Origin of the sequence: Pseudomonas sp. NFPP04, assembly GCF_900113815.1 — a bacterium.
GTDB lineage: Bacteria > Pseudomonadota > Gammaproteobacteria > Pseudomonadales > Pseudomonadaceae > Aquipseudomonas > Aquipseudomonas extremorientalis.
In genome coordinates, this window is the sequence record NZ_FOQS01000001.1 from 334,418 (window position 1) to 351,810 (window position 17,393).

Sequence of the window (17,393 nt, forward strand, 5' to 3'; positions counted from 1 at the left end):
ATCCTCAGTCCTGCATTTCGGTCTGGCGTTCGACAGGGTCGATCAGCACGGCTTTCTGCTGGCGCACCAGCAGGTCGAGAATCTCTTCCTGGCGATCGCCAAGCACGCCGGAGAAGCTGATGCCGCTGGATTTGGTCGGTGCCAGCATCGATACGCGGTACAGCTCGATACTCAACGGCGAGTCGATGGACAGCGGCCCGCTGCCGTTACCCGCCAGTTCACCGCCCACCACGATCAGCGAGACCTTGGCGTCGAACGGGTCGAGGGCGATGTCGCGGTCGGTGTCGGTCAAATCCTTGATGTGGCCGTACACACCGGTCAGGCCGTTGGCCATCGCGGTGTTTTCGTAGAGCTTGATGTTCACACTGTTGCGCACGCGGATGCCGTGGCGGCGGTTGCTGATCACCTTGTTGCCCCACAGCAGGTTGTCGCCGCTCTCATAGAGGGTGATGCCGTCGGTGTGGTTGCGGTAGATCTCGTTGTCGGCGATCAGGTTGTTCACGCTGTTACGGTCGATCACCAGGCCCGAGAGCTTGTTGTCGTAGCTGCGGTTGTTGAAGATGAAGCTGTCGTTCACTTCACGGGAAATGATGATGCCGTGCTTCTTCTTGGTGCCGTAGACGGTGTTGTCCGCGATGATCAGGCCGTGGGAACGGTCGTGGGGGTCAATGCCGTAGACGATGTTGTCTTTGTAGGTATTACCCTTGATCACGAAGCCCGTGGTCTCGTAGCAGTAGAAGCCGTACCACATGTCCGAGAACTCGGAATCGATGATCCAGCCGGTCGGCTCCGGACGCTTGAGCACCTTGGCCATGTTCGGCGTGTACTGGGAAATACTCACCCCGTACGACTTACTGTTGGCGTAGCCGAAACTGGCCATCTTGGTGTTGGAAATGTAGGTTTCGGTACCGCCCCAGGCCAGAAGGAACGGGCGGAATTCCTTGGGCGACTTGAACAGCGCCGGGCCGTTGGCCTTTTCGCTCCAGCCGGTGACCTTGGTGTCATGCACAAACAGCTGGCCGTCGTTGATCAGGAACGAACCGCCTTCCTGGGACAGGCGCAGCTCCTGGGTCTTCTTGTCGATTTCCAGGATGCCCTTGCGCCCGACCACGATCGGCAACTTGGCCAGGAACACACCCGGCGAGGTCTCGCTCAGGTACTGCTTGGGCACCTTGCCCAGCAGGTCCTTGAGGTTCATGTAGCCGTCGTCGACAAAGATCGCCTGGGGAATACCGTGCTGGCGCACCACCCATTCGGCCATCTTGTTGTCACCGCCGATGAAGTCCTTGAGCGCGTCTTCCTGCATCATGCGGCGGATGCTGATCTTGCCCGGCTTGGTTCTTACGATCTTTTTTTCCATCGCCGCGGCGGTGTAGCCCGACAGGTCCGGCAGGGCCGGCTTGGCCATTTCCAGCGGCGCGGTAGGCGGGCTGGAGATGGTGTAGGTCTTGGCCTGCTGCAGTTCCTTGGCGATGGTCGGCGCCTTGGCCGCCGTATCGGCAAACGCTGTGGCGCTGGCCAACAGCATTGCCGCGACGAGTAGGCTTTGAGCATTCATTGGGCGGGCTCCCATCAGAATTTCCAGATCACGTCGACAAACGCGCGATGCATGTACGAGTCGACGTTGCTGCCATAGGCATCGCCCGGTTTGAACACGCCGGCACGCAAACGCACCAGCGCTGACGGCTCATCGATCGACTGGCTGAGCGCAGCCGGCAACAGGCCGGTCTTGAAGTACTTAGTGACCACCAGGTCCATCTCCTGGCCCAGGTCTTTCTTGCCATCTTCAAGAGGCAGGGAAGTACTGGACAGGATCGCGCCGGTGACGTCGTCGGTGTTGTTCTGCACCGCATCGATACCGTTGCTGCCCACCGGCTTGTTGCCGTCGACACGCCAGAACTTGTGGTACACCAGGCTGGCGTCGTAGTCCTCGCGCAGCTGCCAGGAACCGAACAGGCTCATGGCCTGCATGTTGTTCATTTCGCCACGGAAGGCTTCACCGAAGCGGTGCACGCGGGACTGGGTGCCGGTCCAGTTCGAACGGTTGCTTTGCAGGCCGTTCTGCTCGTACTCGGCGCTGGCGCGGGAGTAGGCCGCGCCCACTTGCCACTGCGGGTCAAGGCGCAGGCGCACACCGAGGTCGGTGGCCCAGCCGCTCACGTCGTCGCTGCGCTTGGCGTTGGTCGGGCGGGTGCCGTCGGCATTCAGGGCATTGACCGAGTCACGGTCGCCGCGCATACCGGTGATGCTGGCCCAGTAGTTGACGGTGTTGGTATTGCGCCAGTTGTAGGCGTCGCTGTTGGCTTCGATGCCGAGCCAGGTCAGGTCGCCGTTTTCACGCTTGTCCAACGAGTCGGTGGGCACGCCCGGTTCCGGGTAGTCCAGCTTGCCGTTGTCATGGGTGTGGTGACCGCGCAGGCCGATCCACTGACCGGGCGTCCACTGGTAGGCGGCGTCGGCGTAGAGGTGCTGACGGTCCTTGTCCTTGGGCGACAGTTCCTTGAGGTCGGTGCGGTATTCGCTGAAACGTTCGGCGACGCCGACATTGGCCTTGAGCAGGGTCGTGTCGAAAGTCCAGTTCAGCGCTTCGATGTTGGTGTCGCGCCATTGGCCGTCGTCATTGCGCAGGCGTTGGCGACCCAGCTTGAGGATCTCGCCAGGGTAGGGCGTGAAGCCGCTGTAGCCGACCCAGAACTCGCGCATGGCCAGGTAGTTTTTCTTGGCCTTGCGGTCGTTGTTGGTGGTTTGCTGGTTCGCGTCATCGGCCGACTGTTGCAGCGTGTCGGTCTCGATGATGTCGCTGGACGCCACCGCCTGGCCCATGGCATAGGCGCTCCACGCGCCGCTTTCGCCGTAGATCCACGGGCGCAGGTCAAGGCCGATACCGTTGACGTCGCCGCCTTTTTGCGTGCCGAGGTCGCGGTCATCTTCGGACTGCGCGGTGGCTTTGACTTCCAGGCCGAAGTTCTTGGCTTCGGTCAGCGCGGCCAGGGTCGGGCACGACCACAGCAGGGCGAAGGTCAGGCCGATGCCGGCCTTGACGAATGGGTTGAGCTTCATAGGGATTCCTCGCCGTCGTCTTCTTCATCCAGGGCGTGCAGTTGCAACGTGCTCTGGGCCAGGGTGCCGCGGGCGGCCAGTTCCTGTTGCACCAGGCGTTGGCCCTGGGCGCGTTGTTCAGGCGTCAAAGGCGCTTCAAGCTGGGCGGCCAGGTCATTGGCTTCCGGGGTGTCCTGGGTTTTGGCCAACTGGCTGAAGACATAGGCGTTCAATGGGTCGGGCTTGGTGCCCTTGCCTTGGGAAAACAACTGGGCGATGGCGAAGTCGGCGCTGTTCTGGCCGTTGCGCGCAGCGGTCAGCAAGTGGTCGAGGGCTTTTTGCGGGTAGACCTTGCCCAGGTAGCCACGGCGATAGATCTGGCCGAGGTAGTAATCGGCGGCCACTTCCTTGCCCACGGCTTTTTCGAAGTGCGCTTCGGCTGCCTTGGCATCCGCCGGCACCCACTTGCCTTCGTAGTAGAGCTTGCCCAGCAACAGTTCGGCGCGCGGCTGGTCGGCGGCGCGGCCGTTGTCCAGGTACTTCATCATCTGGTCGACGTCACCGAGTTCCGGGAAGTCATAGAGCAGTTGCGCCAGGCTGACCCAGGAAGCCGGGTAGCCGGGGGCGATTTTTTCCAGCAGGGCCTGGGCGGTTTTTTCGTCCGGCTGGCCGAGGGTGGCGTCACCCAGCACACGCGCCACGCTGTCGACACGCTGTGCGGTAACGGTGCCACGGCTGTAACCGGCTTCCATTTGCTTGAGCAGTTCGGCCTGTTTTTCCGGCTCGGCTTTTTTCTGGTAGACCGTGGCCAGTTCGACGTAGCAAATGTCGGTGGTGTTCAGCGCGGCTTTGCAGATGCGCTCCACGTCATCCAAGTGCTGGTCGTAGGTGTCCTGGGTGCGATACAGCAGCACCTGGGCCAGGCCGGCTTCCGGGTAACCGGCGGCCTGCCATTGGCTGATCTGCCGCTGGGCATTCACGTTCGGGAAGCTGTGCGGGTATTGCAGGTACAGCATCGCCAGCGGAATCAGGGTGTTGCCTTCGCCATTGGCAAAGGCTTTTTTCAGCAGGCCTTCGGCTTCATGATGTTCGGCTTCGGTGCTGCCGGGCTTGGCCACCAGCAGGCGACCCAGGCGCGCCTGGGCGCGGGGCGAGGTGTCCGCTGCCGCACGGTACGTGGCTTCGGCCTGTTTGATTTGCGCCGGATCGCGAGTGCCTACCTGGATGTCAGCCAGGCCCACCTGGGCCTCGCTGTAGCCCAGGTCTGCCAGTTGCTGGTAATTCTGCTGCGCGGTGACGGTGTCGCCACGCTTGAGCGCTTCATTGGCCAGGCGTTGGTCGGGCAGGCCGGCGCAACCGGCGAGGGCGATGGCCAGCGCCAGGGGCACCGGCAGGTTTCGAAGGGCGCTCATGATTAAAGACCCGCAGCCATGGCTTTATCGATCAGCCAGTTCAGCGATGGGCCACGGTCACTGGTGACTTCCACCGGGCGACCGGCGTAGGTGCTGTCCAGCGGTGCGTCCGGCTTGATCTGCACGCGGATGTCGGAGGACAGGTCGGCGCTGTTCAGGCTGGTGCTGCTGACGATGGTGCCGGTGCGGATCTGCTCCTCGTCGGCCACCTGGAAGCTCACCGGGGTACCTGGGCGCACATCGGCGAACTGGCGATAGGTGAAGCGTGCTTCCACGTTGGCCTGGCTGCCGCGTGGGACCAGTTGGAAGATCACGTCGCCCTTGCTGGCGTACTGACCGTCAGCCACCAGTTGCTGCGCCACCACGCAATCGCACGGCGAAGTCAGGGTGCCGGTCATTTGCTTGCCGAACAGCTCTTCAACCTTGGCCGGTTGCAGTTGGTCTTCGTCCAGGTGGCCCTTGAGCACGTCGAGCATGCTGGTGCTGAAGGTCGCCAGTGGCGCCCCTTTGGCGGCGACCGCGTCACCCTTGAGCAGGCTCTGCACGGTGCCGTCGCGTGGCATGGTCACGTTCATGCCGGGTACGCTCACCAGGCCGGCCTGGGCATGGCTGACGAAGTACATGCCGTACACCGACTTGAAGACGAAACCGAAAGCCGCCAGGCCGACGATGAAGATACCCGCGCTGAACACCACGGCGCGCAGGCGGCCGGCGGCGCTCATGTTGCTGCCGCTGTCCTTGACCTTGCGTGCCTTGGTGAAGTTGTCACGTTGCAGGGTCGCCAGCACGTCGCCCATGGTCACGATGTCACCGGACAGGTGCGAGGTGATCAGATGGCGCAGGGTGGAAATATCCTGGGCGTCGAGGTTCTGGAACTGGCACCCGGTGCGGCCGGTCTGGCGGTCGTAGGAGCGGATCTGCAGTTCCACGTCCATGGCCAGGCCAAGGTTATCGATGACGAATTGCAGGCGGCCCTTGTGCACTTCGCCGACGGTCAACGGCTGGGTGGCGGTGAACGCCAGGCCGCCGGCGGACAGGTCGATCACCCGTGCTTCGGTCTGGGTGCGGTCGGTGTTGAAGAAGCGCAGCTTGGCCGGGATTTTTACGCGGGCATGTTGGCGCTGGGCTTCGGATTCGTGGACAACATTGGCATTTACTTGGCTGTTCATCAGGGCAATTTCCTAGAGTTAATTCAGGCTTGGCAGGGTCAGACCATCATCAGCAACACGGCAACGAAGATGCTGCCGGCGGAGAAGGTCATGGTCCGAGACGACCAGGTGTTGAACCAACGTTGAAAGCTGGCCAAATCGCGGGTCAGTTTGGTGTCCTGGCGGGTCCAGGACTGTTGATCGAGGCGGAAGAACACGTAGATCTTCACCAGCGCGCCCATGATCTGGTTGTAATAGAGAATCACCGGGTACGCAGGGCCGATCTTGTGGCCGGAGCACGACAGCAGCAGGGTGAGAATCAGGCGAGTGATGCCGATCCACAGCAGGTACGCGAGGATGAAGGCGCCGCCGTATTTGAAGGTGGCGATGATCGCCACGGTCAGGCCGAGCAGGGACGTCCACATCGACACGCGCTGGTCGAACAGCACGATGCTCGTGAACAGGCCCAGCCGACGCACACCCAGGCCCAGGGCACGGGAATTCTGGCGCAGGTTATTGCCGTACCAGCGGAACATCAGCTTGCGGCTGGCCTTGATGAAGCTCTTTTCCGGCGGGTGTTCCACGGTGTTGATCGCGGCATCCGGCACGTAGAAGGTGTCGTAGCCCAGGCGCATCAGGCTGAACCAGCTGGACTTGTCGTCGCCGGTGAGGAACTTGAAGCGGCCCAGGCGCCAGTGTTGCAGCGAGTCGCTTTCCACGTCGGCGATAAAGCCCGGGTCGGTGACCACGCTGGCACGGAACACTGACATGCGGCCGGTCATGGTCAGCACGCGCTTGGACAGGGCCATGGAGCACATGTTGATGTGACGCTGGGCGAAACGCAGCTTGTGCCACTCGCTCATGATGTAGCCGCCGCGCACTTCGCAGAACTCGTTGGTGGTCAGGCCGCCGACGTTGCCGAACAGTTGGAACCACGGCACGGTCTTGCGAACCACGCCTTCGGCGAGCACGGTGTCGCCATCGATCACGGCAACCACGGCACGGTCGTCCGGCAGGTGGCGGGAGATGGCGCGGAAACCGAAAGCCAGGCCGTCGCGTTTGCCGGTGCCGGCGATGCGCACGAAGTCGAGCTTCACGTGCTCCGGTGGATTCATGCGTTCCCACAGGCTCTTCACCAGCAGCTCATCGGACATTTCCACCAGCGAGCAGACCACGGTGGTGGGGAAGCCACATTCGATGGCTTCACGGATCACCGAGCTGTAGACCTGCGCGGTGGTCAGCGCATCGATACGGAAACTGGTGACCATCAGGAACACATGGGACGGGTCGGCGGCCTTGCCCAGCTTGCGCACTTTGCGGCGCAGGTGCGGGTAGACCACGTACAGGAACAGCATGCCGCGAAAGAAATGCGTAGCACCCATCGAGTAGCGCCAGATGCCGACGGCGCCAATCAGGAAAATAAAATTCTTCGACTCGGAGTCGAACGTACTCGCCGGCAAGAGCAGGGCGAGTCCCATCAGCAGGCTCAAAAAGAACAGCCAGCCGGCGGATTGGAGCAGTACGTGTTTTAACTTGGACATAAGCGTCATCCGAAGGTGAAGAAGGCTCCCGGCTGCAAGCGCTGGGGATAGGTACGCTTGCAGCCCGGAACTTGCCGTTGCTGTTACCAGCAAATGCCTTCGGTACGGCCTGTGGCACAGGTGGCCTTGGACATGAAGCCCACCAGGTCGATCACTTGCTTGCCGTGTGGTGCGTTCTGCGCCAGGGCACGGAACTTCTCATCACGGTTGCCCAGGATGATCACGTCGGAGTTGTTGATCACATCGTCGAAGTCCGAGTTGAGCAGGGACGACACGTGCGGGATCTTGCCTTCGATGTAGTCCTTGTTTGCACCGTGGACACGGGCGTACTCGACGTTGCTGTCGTAGATGCTCAGGTCGAAGCCCTTGCCGATCAGCATTTCGGCCAGTTCAACCAGCGGGCTTTCGCGCAGGTCGTCGGTGCCGGCCTTGAAGCTCAGGCCCAGCAGGGCGACTTTGCGTTTGTCGTGGCTGGAGACGATGTCGAAGGCGTTCTGTACCTGGGACTCGTTGCTGCGCATCAGCGAGTTGAGCAGCGGCGCTTCCACGTCCAGGGAGCTGGCGCGGTAGGTCAGGGCACGCACGTCTTTGGGCAGGCACGAACCACCGAAGGCGAAGCCTGGGCGCATGTAGTACTGGGACAGGTTGAGGGTCTTGTCCTGGCATACCACTTCCATCACTTCGCGACCGTCGACGCCGACGGCCTTGGCGATGTTGCCGATTTCGTTGGCGAACGTCACTTTGGTGGCGTGCCATACGTTGCAGGTGTACTTGATCATCTCGGCAACGGCGATGTCCTTGCGGATGATCGGTGCGTCGAGTTCTTCGTACAGTGACTGCAGGACATCGCCGGAGGCTTTGTCGAACTCGCCGATGACCGTCATCGGTGGCTGGTCGTAGTCGGCGATGGCGGTGGATTCACGCAGGAATTCCGGGTTGACCGCGACACCGAAGTCGACGCCGGCTTTTTTGCCGGAGCAGTCTTCGAGGATCGGGATCACCACGTTCGCCACGGTGCCCGGCAGTACGGTGCTGCGCACGACCACGGTGTGGCGGGTGGTTTTGTCACGCAGGACAAAACCGATCTCGCGGCACACGGCTTCGATGTAATCGAGCTCCAGGTCGCCGTTTTTCTTGCTCGGTGTGCCGACACAAATCATCGACAGGTCGGTATCGCGGATGGCGTCGGCGAAGTTGGTCGTGCCGCGCAGTCGGCCGGTTTCGATACCCTGGCTCAACAGCTCGCCCAGACCGGGCTCAACGATGGGCGATTTGCCTGCATTGATCAGGTCAATCTTATCCTTGGAGATGTCTACGCCGACCACTTCGTGGCCACGGGCAGACAAGCAACCGGCACAGACTGCGCCAACGTAACCGAGACCAAATATGCTGATGCGCATCGCATTTACCTCTTTGTCTTCAAGACTGTGTTAATCATGCCAATTAATGGCGGAGTTCATGTTTGCAAGCGTCACTGATGCCGCGAAAGTTAGGCGAATAGACGCCAACTTACCGCGTACAGGCATGTTAATTAGCGAGTGACTAACAATTGCACTCAAGTTGTGCGCAACTTGGCCTTGTTATTGGGGCTTGCCCTGAAATGCAGCCGGCCTTTCTGGGGAAAGGTGCCGACGCCAGTGCCACAAGATCCTGATGGGGGCTTTAGGCCCTTATTTATCAACATCTTGGGTGTCGTCACTGACACATTTGGGTAAGCGCTGCCTTGGCCTATAGGGGATAGCAATTAATCCTTATCGCCGCCCTCAACTCATATCAGTTGATGATATGACCCGTGAGTCAAAGTTGATGGGGCAACTTTGCTACTTCCTTGGGTCGTCATGTAAGTCATCTCTTACAGAAGCAGAGAATTTCGTTACCGGTGGTATGAGCCGTGCGTTTAGACGAAGTTCCGGGCCGCTCATCCTGTTTCCTGAAATTTCTTGAAATATTGGGAAAGATGGCACTGGTAGTATATTGATAGCACTTGCTATTTGAGCCAGTAGTTATAGGGAGTTGGCGCGCGGGGATAGTTTTGTGCCACTAGTGTTTGAAAAAAGTGGTGCCACTACGAAAAAAATCGACGAATGTCGAGTGAAAGAATTGTTAGAGATGCGTCGGGATATTTTTTGACGTCAAAAAAATGACGATTCGCGAATTAAAATGCGGTTAAAATGTGGGAGGGGACTTGCCCCCTCCCACATTTGTTCATCAGTGTTCTCGGGAGCTTTATTCTGGTGCGTGATCGCGCAAAAACACCAGGTTATCCGGCTTGGACTGCTCGGCGTTGAAGCGATAGCCCTGAACATCAAACTGCTTGAGCTTCGCCGGGTCGTTGATGCGTTCCTCGATCACAAAGCGGCTCATCATCCCCCGGGCTTTCTTGGCGTAGAAGCTGATGATCTTGTACTGGCCGTTCTTCAGGTCCTTGAACTCGGTGTTGATGATCCGCGCCTTCAAGGCCGTACGCTTGACCGCCGAGAAGTATTCGTTGGAGGCCAGGTTGAGCAGCATGTCGTCGCCTTGTTCGGCCAACGCTTGGTTGAGCCATTCACTGATACGCGTGCCCCAGAAGGCGTACAGGTCCTTGCCACGGGCATTGGGCAACTTGGTGCCCATCTCCAGGCGGTACGGCATCATCAGGTCCAGGGGGCGCAGCAGGCCATACAGGCCCGAGAGCATGCGCAGGTGGTCCTGGGCGTAGCTGAAGTCGGCATCGCTGAAGGTCTCGGCGTTCAGGCCGGTGTACACATCGCCCTTGAAGGCCAGCAGCGCCTGCTTGGCATTGTCCTGAGTGAATGCCGGGGTCCAGCTGCCGAAGCGGGCGGCATTGAGGCCGCCGATCTTGTCGGATACGTGCATCAATTCGCTGATTTGCGCCGGGCTGAGGGTGCGCAGTTGCTCTATCAGCTCCTGGGAGTGGTCCAGGTACTGCGGCTGGGTAAAGCGCTGGGTCGCCGGCGCGGTCTCGAAATCGAGGGTCTTGGCGGGGGAAATCACCATCAGCATGAAGTCGTCTCCTTTAAACGTGAGGCGATTCTAGGGGCTGGGGCGTTTTGACTCCACCTATGATGGCGATAGGCGTGATCCGCTATGATGGCCGGTGACTCTGGAGAGGGAGACCCTGTGTGCGAATAGCGCTTTTATTGTCGGCATGCCTGCTATGCCTGAATGCCCAGGCAGCACCCGTGGATGTGGCCAGCCTTGACCGTGGCACCTGGCCCGAAAAACTCGGCAGCCCGGCACTGTTCGATGTGGCTTCACGTGCCGAAATCCTCATGTTCGCCCACAGCCTGCTGGCCAGCGAGAACCAGGACGAAACCGCGCTCAAGCAGCGCCTGGGCCTGAAGATCATCAACCTGGCCGCCATCGACGACCTGCGCCGCCAGCTCTGGCAGCGCCTGCTGGAGAACTACACCTTCGCCCAGCAGAGCTGCGCGGAAGACGCCTCGTTCTGCTATCTGGTGGAGAACATGGACGACCTGCGCGAGCAGGCCGGCAAGTTCGAGGTGAGCGAAGACTCCTTCTATATAGGCTGGGCCGCTCCGAGCCATACCTTCCATGAGCGCTACCTGGATGAATTGCTGCGCAAGGCCGCGCTGTTTCCGCAGATCAGCAGCGAAGTCGCACGTTTCGGCGACCATGAGCGCAATGGCGACGAGTTCAACGACCGCCTGTTCCTGCTGACGTTCGACGGCGGCCCTGCGCCGGTCAGCGGCAATACCGACTGGCTCGCCGACTATTTGCGCAAGCAGAAGATGAGCGCGACCTTCTTCACCCTTGGCAGCAGCCTGCAGGCCCGTGTCGAGCGCAGTTCGGTTGCCGATGTGCAGGCGCTGTACCAGGGCCAGTGCGTCGGCACCCAGGGCTGGCAGTATCGTTCCCACAGCCATTGGGTGGACTGGCAGAGCTCGATTACCCGCAGCGCTTCGCTGGCACAAAACCTGATGCCGGAAAACTACGTGCCGCTGTTCCGTCCGCCCTATGGCCAGCGCCGCGCGGACAGCCAAGGCTTCTTCCAGGCGCAAGGCTTGCAGGTGGCGTTGTGGGACATCGATTCCCAGGATGAACCGGGCAAGCTCAAGGCCGATGAGTCGGCGCAACGGGTGCTGACCTTGATGCTGTTGTGGCGCAAAGGCGTGATTGTGTTCCACGACACCCAGGACAAGGCACGGGTCGCTTTGCCCATGCTGTTGCAGGCGACGGCGCAGAGTGGTCTGGGTTGGCAGGACTGCCGGGAGGCGTTTCGCTGAAGTGCCCGGAACTGTTGGGTTTTGGGCGATTTCGGGGTAATTTTGTGCGACATTTCGATGCAGGCGGACTTCCGACTTTAGCGGGGTAAGTGGCACTCGGCTAGTGCTATTCGTCATCCTGAAAAATAAACTTCAAAAAAGCGTCAAAGTGCTTTTTCCTGTCACACGTTTTGCGGTATTACGAAGTCAGATCGCCGAAACCTGCAACACAGGTGGCGTCTTCCAAGACTCCTCATGTGGGCACTGCGCTTGACGTCACTCAGGTGCAGTCGGCGGTCGAATCGAGGCGCAGCACCGCCCAGGTATTGCGTCGACTGGCTCCCACAAAGGTGACCGAGTATGGATGATCATGGACGTAACCCTTCTTCCGACCAGCCAATCCTTTATGTGCTTGATACCAACGTATTGATCCACGATCCAAACGCACTGCTCAACTTCGAAGAACACCACGTCGCCATCCCGATGATCGTGCTTGAGGAGCTCGATAAACTCAAAAGCGGGCACCACAGCGTGGCCGCCGAATGCCGCCAGGCCATCCGCCTGATCGACAAGACATTGGGCGAAGCTTCGCCAGAAGATGTCGAAGTCGGCGTGCCGATCCAGCGTGGTAAAAGCGGACCCAAGGGCTTGCTGTCGATTCTGATGAGCAAGCGCAGCGAGCCCAACAGCCTGCTGCCGGAAAACCTGAACGACAACAAGATCATCAACCAATTGATCGACCTGCACGCCCGTGACAAGGACCTGCGCGTAGTGCTGGTGACCAAAGACATCAATATGCGCCTCAAGGCCCGAGCGTGTGGGATCGCGGCCGAGGACTACAGTACCGACCAACTGGTCGACGACGTGTCGATGCTGTCCCGTGGTTATCACATGATGACTGGCTCGTTCTGGGACCGCGTCAGCAAGGTCGAAACCCGTCAGGACCATGGCCGTACCTGGCACCAGGTGCAGCTGATCGATAACCTGCCGGCCGTACATATCAATGAGTTCATCGTCGACGAACAGGGCTTCGTGGGCTGGATCAAAGAGATCCAGGTCGACAAGTTGCTGATCCTCGACCTGCATCAGGAACCCCTGTTGCACCAGGAGGCCTGGGGCCTGAAACCGCGTGATATCTACCAGAGCCTGGCGCTGTACGCGCTGCTCGATCCGGACATCCACCTGGTCAACCTGACCGGCGCCGCAGGCTCGGGGAAAACCATTCTCGCCCTGGCTGCCGCCATCGAGCAGACCATGGTGACCAAACGCTATCGCCGCATCATCGCCACCCGCAGCGTGCAGGGCCTGGACCAGGAGATCGGTTTCCTGCCCGGCACCGAAGCGGAAAAAATGGAGCCGTGGCTGGGGGCGATCACCGACAACCTCGAGGCCTTGCACATGGATGATGAAAACACCCATGGCAGTGTCGACTACATCCTCAGCAAAGTGCCGTTGCAGTTCAAATCCCTCAACTACATCCGAGGTCGCAGCTTCCAGCAGAGCCTGATCCTGATCGATGAATGCCAGAACCTCACGCCGCACCAGATGAAAACCATCATCACCCGTGCCGGCGCCGGTTCCAAAGTGGTGTGCCTGGGCAACCTGGCACAGATCGACACCCCTTACCTGTCCGCGACCAGCTCCGGGCTGACGTACCTGACTGAACGCTTCAAGGATTTCCCGAACGGCGTGCACATTGCGCTGCAGGGTGTTCCACGTTCGATCCTGGCCGAATACGCCGAATCCCATCTCTGACCCTCGGCACTGACTAAAACGGGCGTCCCATGGGACGCCCGTTTTTTGTGTTCAGGCCGACTGCTCGACCTGTGCCCAATCGATTGCCGGTTTATGTGCCCTGGAAAGCAGGGTGTACACCGACGGCAGTACAAACAAGGTAAACAGCGTGCCCACCAGCATGCCGATCACGATCACCAGCCCCAACCCGAAGCGGCTGCCGGCGCCGGCACCTGACGAGAACAGCATCGGCACCAGGCCCACCACCATGGCCGCCGTGGTCATCAGGATCGGCCGCAGCCGAATGCGTGCCGCGCGCATGATCGCCTGGGCCGGGGTGCAGCGGTACAGCACCTGCAGCTCGTTGGCGAACTCGACCATCAGGATCCCGTGCTTGCTGATCAGACCGATCAGGGTGACGAGGCCGATCTGCGTGTAGATATTGATGGTCGCCAGCCCCAGCGCCAGGGGAATCAACGCGCCGCAGATCGACAGCGGCACCGTGATCAGGATGATCAGCGGGTCGGTCAGGCTTTCATACTGCGCGGCCAGCACCATGTAGATCACGATCAGCGCGAACAGGAAGGTCAGCATCAGCGCATTGCCCTCGTGGATGAACTGCCGCGAATCGGCCTGCCAGTCATGGCTGAAACTGGCGGGCAACTGGCGGCTGTGTTCCTGCAAAAAGGCCACTGCCTGGCCAAGGCTGACGCCGGGCGCGGGAATACCCTGGAAGGTCGCGCTGTTCTGCTGGTTGAACTGCTTGAGCTTGTTCGGCTCGATCACGTTGTGCAGGCTCACCACGGTGGACAGCGGCACCTGCTGGCCGGTGTCGGTGTCGACGTAGAAGCCATTCAGGTCCTGGGGCGTGAGGCGTCGCGAGGCCTGGCTCTGGGGGATCACATCGTAGGAGCGGCCTTGCAGGGCGAACCGGTTGGTGTAGTTCTCACCGATCAACACCGCCAGCGTGCTGCCGATGTCTTGCATGCGAATCCCCAGGCTGTTGGCCTTGCTGCGGTCGATGCGCACTTGGGTCACCGGGTTATTGAACGCCAGGTCACTGTCGACCACCGCAAACAGCCCGCTGGCCCGCGCCTGGGTTTTCAGCGCCTCCATGGCCTGGTACAGCGAGCGGTAGTCTTCTGTGCTGCGCATCACCATTTGCACCGGCAAGCCACCGGTGGAGGCGGGCAGTGGCGGCAACTGGAACACGAAGATCGAGTTGCCTTCCACGGCATCGACGCTTTGTTGCAGCTCGGCCTGGATTGTCGCTGCGCTGCGCTGACGCTGCGACCATTCGGTGAAGTTCACCCCGGCAAAACTCGCGGCGACACCGTCATTGCCGTTGATGATCCAGGTGCTCACGGTCTCCGGCAAGTGGCCGAGAATCCCGCTCAACTGATAGGCGTAGCGCTCTACATAATCCAGGTTGGCGTGCTGCGGTGACTTGATCGCCAGCAGCAGGTTGCCTTGGTCTTCGTTGGGCGCCAATTCCTTGCTGGCATGGCCATACAGCCAGGGCAGGCTGAGCAGCACCACGGCGCCGAACAACAGGATCAGCCCGCGCTTGCGCAGCGAGCCCAGCAACGCACGCTGATACAGGCGTGCCAGGCGGTGGAAGAAGCGCTCGGCCAGGCGGCTCATGGTGCCTTCATGCTCCTGGCCCGGTAGCAGCTTGGCGCACATGACCGGGGTCAGGGTCAGGGCGATCACCCCGGAGACCAGCACGGCGCCGGCCAGGGTCAGGGCGAACTCCTTGAACAACGCGCCTGTCAGGCCGTTCATCAGGCCGATGGGCATGTACACCGCCGCCAGGGTGATGGTCATGGCGATCACCGGCGAAGCGATCTCGCGCGCGCCGAACAAGGCAGCCTGCAGCGCGCTGCGGCCTTCCTTGACATGCCGGTGGATGTTCTCCATCACCACAATCGCGTCATCCACCACCAGGCCGATCGCCAACACCATTGCGAGCAGCGTCAGCAGGTTGATGCTGAAGCCGAACAACGTCATCAAGCCCAGGGCGCCGAGCATCGACAATGGAATACTGACGATGGGGATGATCACGCTGCGCACCGAGCCCAGGCACAGGTAGATGATCACCACCACGATCAGGATGGCCTCGATCAGCGTTTCGATCACTTCGATAATCGAGGCTTCGATAAAGTGCGCGGTCTCGAACGCCAGCGCCACCTTGACCCCAGGCGGCAGGGTTTTCTCGATGTTCGGCAGCAGGCGCTTGATGTCGGCGACGATCAACAGCGGGTTGCCCTTGGGTGTCGCATAGAGGCCCAGGTGCACTGCGGGCCTGGCGTCCATCAACGCACTGGTCTCGTACGCAGCCGAACCCAGCTCAACGGTCGCGATATCGCGCAGGCGCAGCAGGTGGTCGCCGTTGTTGCTGATGACCATGTTGCGAAACTCATCGAGGCTGCTCAGGTCGGTGTTGACCTGGATCGAGGAGATCACATAGTGGCCCTTGATCTGCCCCGGTGCTGCCTGGAAGTTGTTGTCGCGGATCGCCTGTTCCACCTGGGCGGCACTGATGCCGTGGCCTGCCATGCGTTGCGGGTCGAGCCACAGGCGCATGGCCAGGCGCTGGCCGCCGAAGGTCTCGACCTTGGCCACGCCGTCGATCGTGGAAAACAGTGGCTGTACCACGCGGCTCAGGTAATCGCTCAAGGCCGAGGCCGACAGCGAATCACTGGAAAATCCCACGTATGCCACCGCTGTCGCATCGCCGGCGGAACGTTCGATCACCGGGTCATAGGCCTGTTCAGGCAGGCGGTATTTGACCTGGTTGACCTTGGCAATCACATCGCTCAACGCCTTGGCCGAGTCCTGGTTGAGTGCCATGCGCAGGGTGATCTGGCTGCGGCCCTGCACCGATGAGGAACTGACATAGTCCACGCCTTCCACCGAGGCCAGCGATTGGTTGATCGGTTGGGTCACAAAGCCTTGCATCAGCTCGGCGGGCGCGCCGGGGTAATCGGTGGTCACGCTGATCACCGAGCTTTCCAACAGCGGGTATTGGCGCACAGGCAGGTCGAGGTAGGCCTTGAGCCCGGCCAGTACGATCAGCAGGCTGACCACCAGGGCCAGCACTGGGCGACGTACGAACAGGTCGGTGAATTTCACGGGTTTTCTCCGGCCATGGTCATCCCCGAGGACGGGTTGGCATCGTTCAACACCGTACGTTCGAGGGGCTCGATAGCGGCACCGTCACTGAGTTTGATCTGCCCGGAAATCACCACGCGGTCACCCGGATTCAGACCCGCATCGATCACTACGCGGCCATTGCGCCGCTCGCTGGTCTTGACCAATACGCGGCGGACGACGGGTGGGGTATTGGCATCGGTCGATGGCTGCACCACGAAGACATCTTCGCCGTAGGCGTTATAGGTGATGGCGGTTTCCGGCACGCTCAAGGTATTGCCGGGCAGTGACTGCGGCAGGCGCACTTTGGCGAACATGCGCGGCAGGGCGCCGTCGGTGGGGGCCTGCAGTAGCGCCTGGACGCTCAGGGTGCGCGAGCGGTCGAGGAACGGGTCGATACTGCTGATACGTGCGCTGAAGCGTTGCCCCGGCAGGGCATCGAGTTGCACATCCAGGGTATTGCCGACCTTCAGTTGGGCCAGGGCTTGCTCCGGCACGCTGAAGTTCACGTACAGGCCCTTGTCGCCGACCAGGTTGATCAGGCTGTCGCCGGGGTTCACAAATTGGCCCAGGTGAACCTTGCGGATCCCGAGGGTGCCGGCGAACGGTGCGCGTATGGTCAATTGGTCGATCTGCGCCTTCAGTTCCTGCAGGGCGCCTTGGGCGGTGGTGTATTCGGTCTGGGCATTGTCGAAGGCTTCGCGGGACGTGGCGTTCACCTTGACCAGGGTGCGCGAGCGTTCCAGTTTGACCTTGGCATTTTCCAACTCACCCTGCAGGCGCATCAGGTTGCCGCGTTGGGGAGCATCGTTGAGCCTGACCAGCACTTGGTCGCGCTCGACGCGCTGGCCGGATTCCACTGGCAACTGCACCACACGTCCGCCGACTTCGGCGGGTACGCTCACCTGCTGCACGGCTTCCAGCTCACCGATGGCTTCCAGGTAGCGGGTGAAGGGGGCGTCGCTGACCGGCGCCACCGCGACTTTGATCGGCGCGGGCGCGTAGGCCGCGGCAGCCGGATGGCTCCAGCGCCACAATGCCCACGCCAACGCAATGAGGACAACCACGGCGATCAACAGCGCCACGCTGGTTCGTGAGACGGCACGTCCGGATCGACTGACGTGTGACATAAGCTTC

General features: G+C 60.9%; 11 protein-coding genes. 2 read left to right on the plus strand and 9 right to left on the minus strand.

Annotated features, from left to right (window positions below; genetic code table 11):
• Positions 1 to 4 precede the first annotated feature (4 nt).
• The 7 genes from algG to yaaA all read right to left on the minus strand — a co-directional run bounded on the left by algG (position 5) and on the right by yaaA (position 10,146).
• Positions 5 to 1,573 (minus strand): mannuronan 5-epimerase AlgG, encoded by a 1,569-nt coding sequence (gene algG / locus BM017_RS01625; protein WP_071488566.1) that lies wholly within the window; start codon positions 1,571 to 1,573, stop codon positions 5 to 7.
• A complete protein-coding gene (locus BM017_RS01630; protein WP_092240847.1) occupies positions 1,573 to 3,060 on the minus strand; it encodes an alginate export family protein in 1,488 nt (495 codons plus the stop codon). The genes algG and BM017_RS01630 overlap by 1 nt, the downstream gene beginning before the upstream one ends.
• Positions 3,057 to 4,451, minus strand: a complete 1,395-nt coding sequence (algK, locus tag BM017_RS01635) for an alginate biosynthesis TPR repeat lipoprotein AlgK (RefSeq protein WP_092240849.1) — start codon at positions 4,449 to 4,451, stop codon at positions 3,057 to 3,059. Before algK ends, BM017_RS01630 begins: the two co-directional genes overlap by 4 nt.
• Before the next feature lie 2 nt (positions 4,452 to 4,453).
• Positions 4,454 to 5,620 carry an alginate biosynthesis protein Alg44 gene (locus tag BM017_RS01640; protein ID WP_071488569.1) on the minus strand — a complete coding sequence of 389 codons (1,167 nt, stop codon included), beginning with the start codon at positions 5,618 to 5,620 and terminating at the stop codon, positions 4,454 to 4,456.
• A gap of 38 nt (positions 5,621 to 5,658) precedes the next feature.
• Positions 5,659 to 7,140, minus strand: coding sequence for a mannuronan synthase (alg8, locus tag BM017_RS01650; RefSeq protein ID WP_162276396.1), 1,482 nt, complete (start codon positions 7,138 to 7,140; stop codon positions 5,659 to 5,661).
• An 83-nt stretch (positions 7,141 to 7,223) separates the two neighbouring features.
• Positions 7,224 to 8,540: a nucleotide sugar dehydrogenase gene (locus tag BM017_RS01655; protein WP_071488570.1), complete on the minus strand. Its 1,317-nt coding sequence runs from the start codon at positions 8,538 to 8,540 to the stop codon at positions 7,224 to 7,226.
• A gap of 826 nt (positions 8,541 to 9,366) precedes the next feature.
• Positions 9,367 to 10,146, minus strand: coding sequence for a peroxide stress protein YaaA (gene yaaA, locus BM017_RS01660; protein WP_092240851.1), 780 nt, complete (start codon positions 10,144 to 10,146; stop codon positions 9,367 to 9,369).
• A gap of 119 nt (positions 10,147 to 10,265) precedes the next feature.
• Here yaaA and BM017_RS01665 point away from each other — a divergent pair, with 119 nt between their 5' ends.
• Both BM017_RS01665 and BM017_RS01670 read left to right on the plus strand, forming a co-directional pair.
• The gene (locus BM017_RS01665; RefSeq protein WP_092240854.1) at positions 10,266 to 11,390 is read left to right on the plus strand and encodes a polysaccharide deacetylase family protein; all 1,125 of its coding nucleotides are present in this window, start codon (positions 10,266 to 10,268) and stop codon (positions 11,388 to 11,390) included.
• Positions 11,391 to 11,729: 339 nt separating this feature from the next.
• Positions 11,730 to 13,124, plus strand: a complete 1,395-nt coding sequence (locus BM017_RS01670; protein ID WP_005785025.1) for a PhoH family protein — start codon at positions 11,730 to 11,732, stop codon at positions 13,122 to 13,124.
• 51 nt (positions 13,125 to 13,175) lie between these two features.
• On the opposite strand, the gene BM017_RS01675 is transcribed toward BM017_RS01670, so the two are convergent.
• On the minus strand, positions 13,176 to 16,238 hold the full coding sequence (locus BM017_RS01675; protein ID WP_092240856.1) for a MexW/MexI family multidrug efflux RND transporter permease subunit: 3,063 nt from the start codon (positions 16,236 to 16,238) through the stop codon (positions 13,176 to 13,178).
• On the minus strand, positions 16,235 to 17,386 hold the full coding sequence (locus tag BM017_RS01680; protein ID WP_092240857.1) for an efflux RND transporter periplasmic adaptor subunit: 1,152 nt from the start codon (positions 17,384 to 17,386) through the stop codon (positions 16,235 to 16,237). Before BM017_RS01680 ends, BM017_RS01675 begins: the two co-directional genes overlap by 4 nt.
• Positions 17,387 to 17,393: the final 7 nt, after the last annotated feature.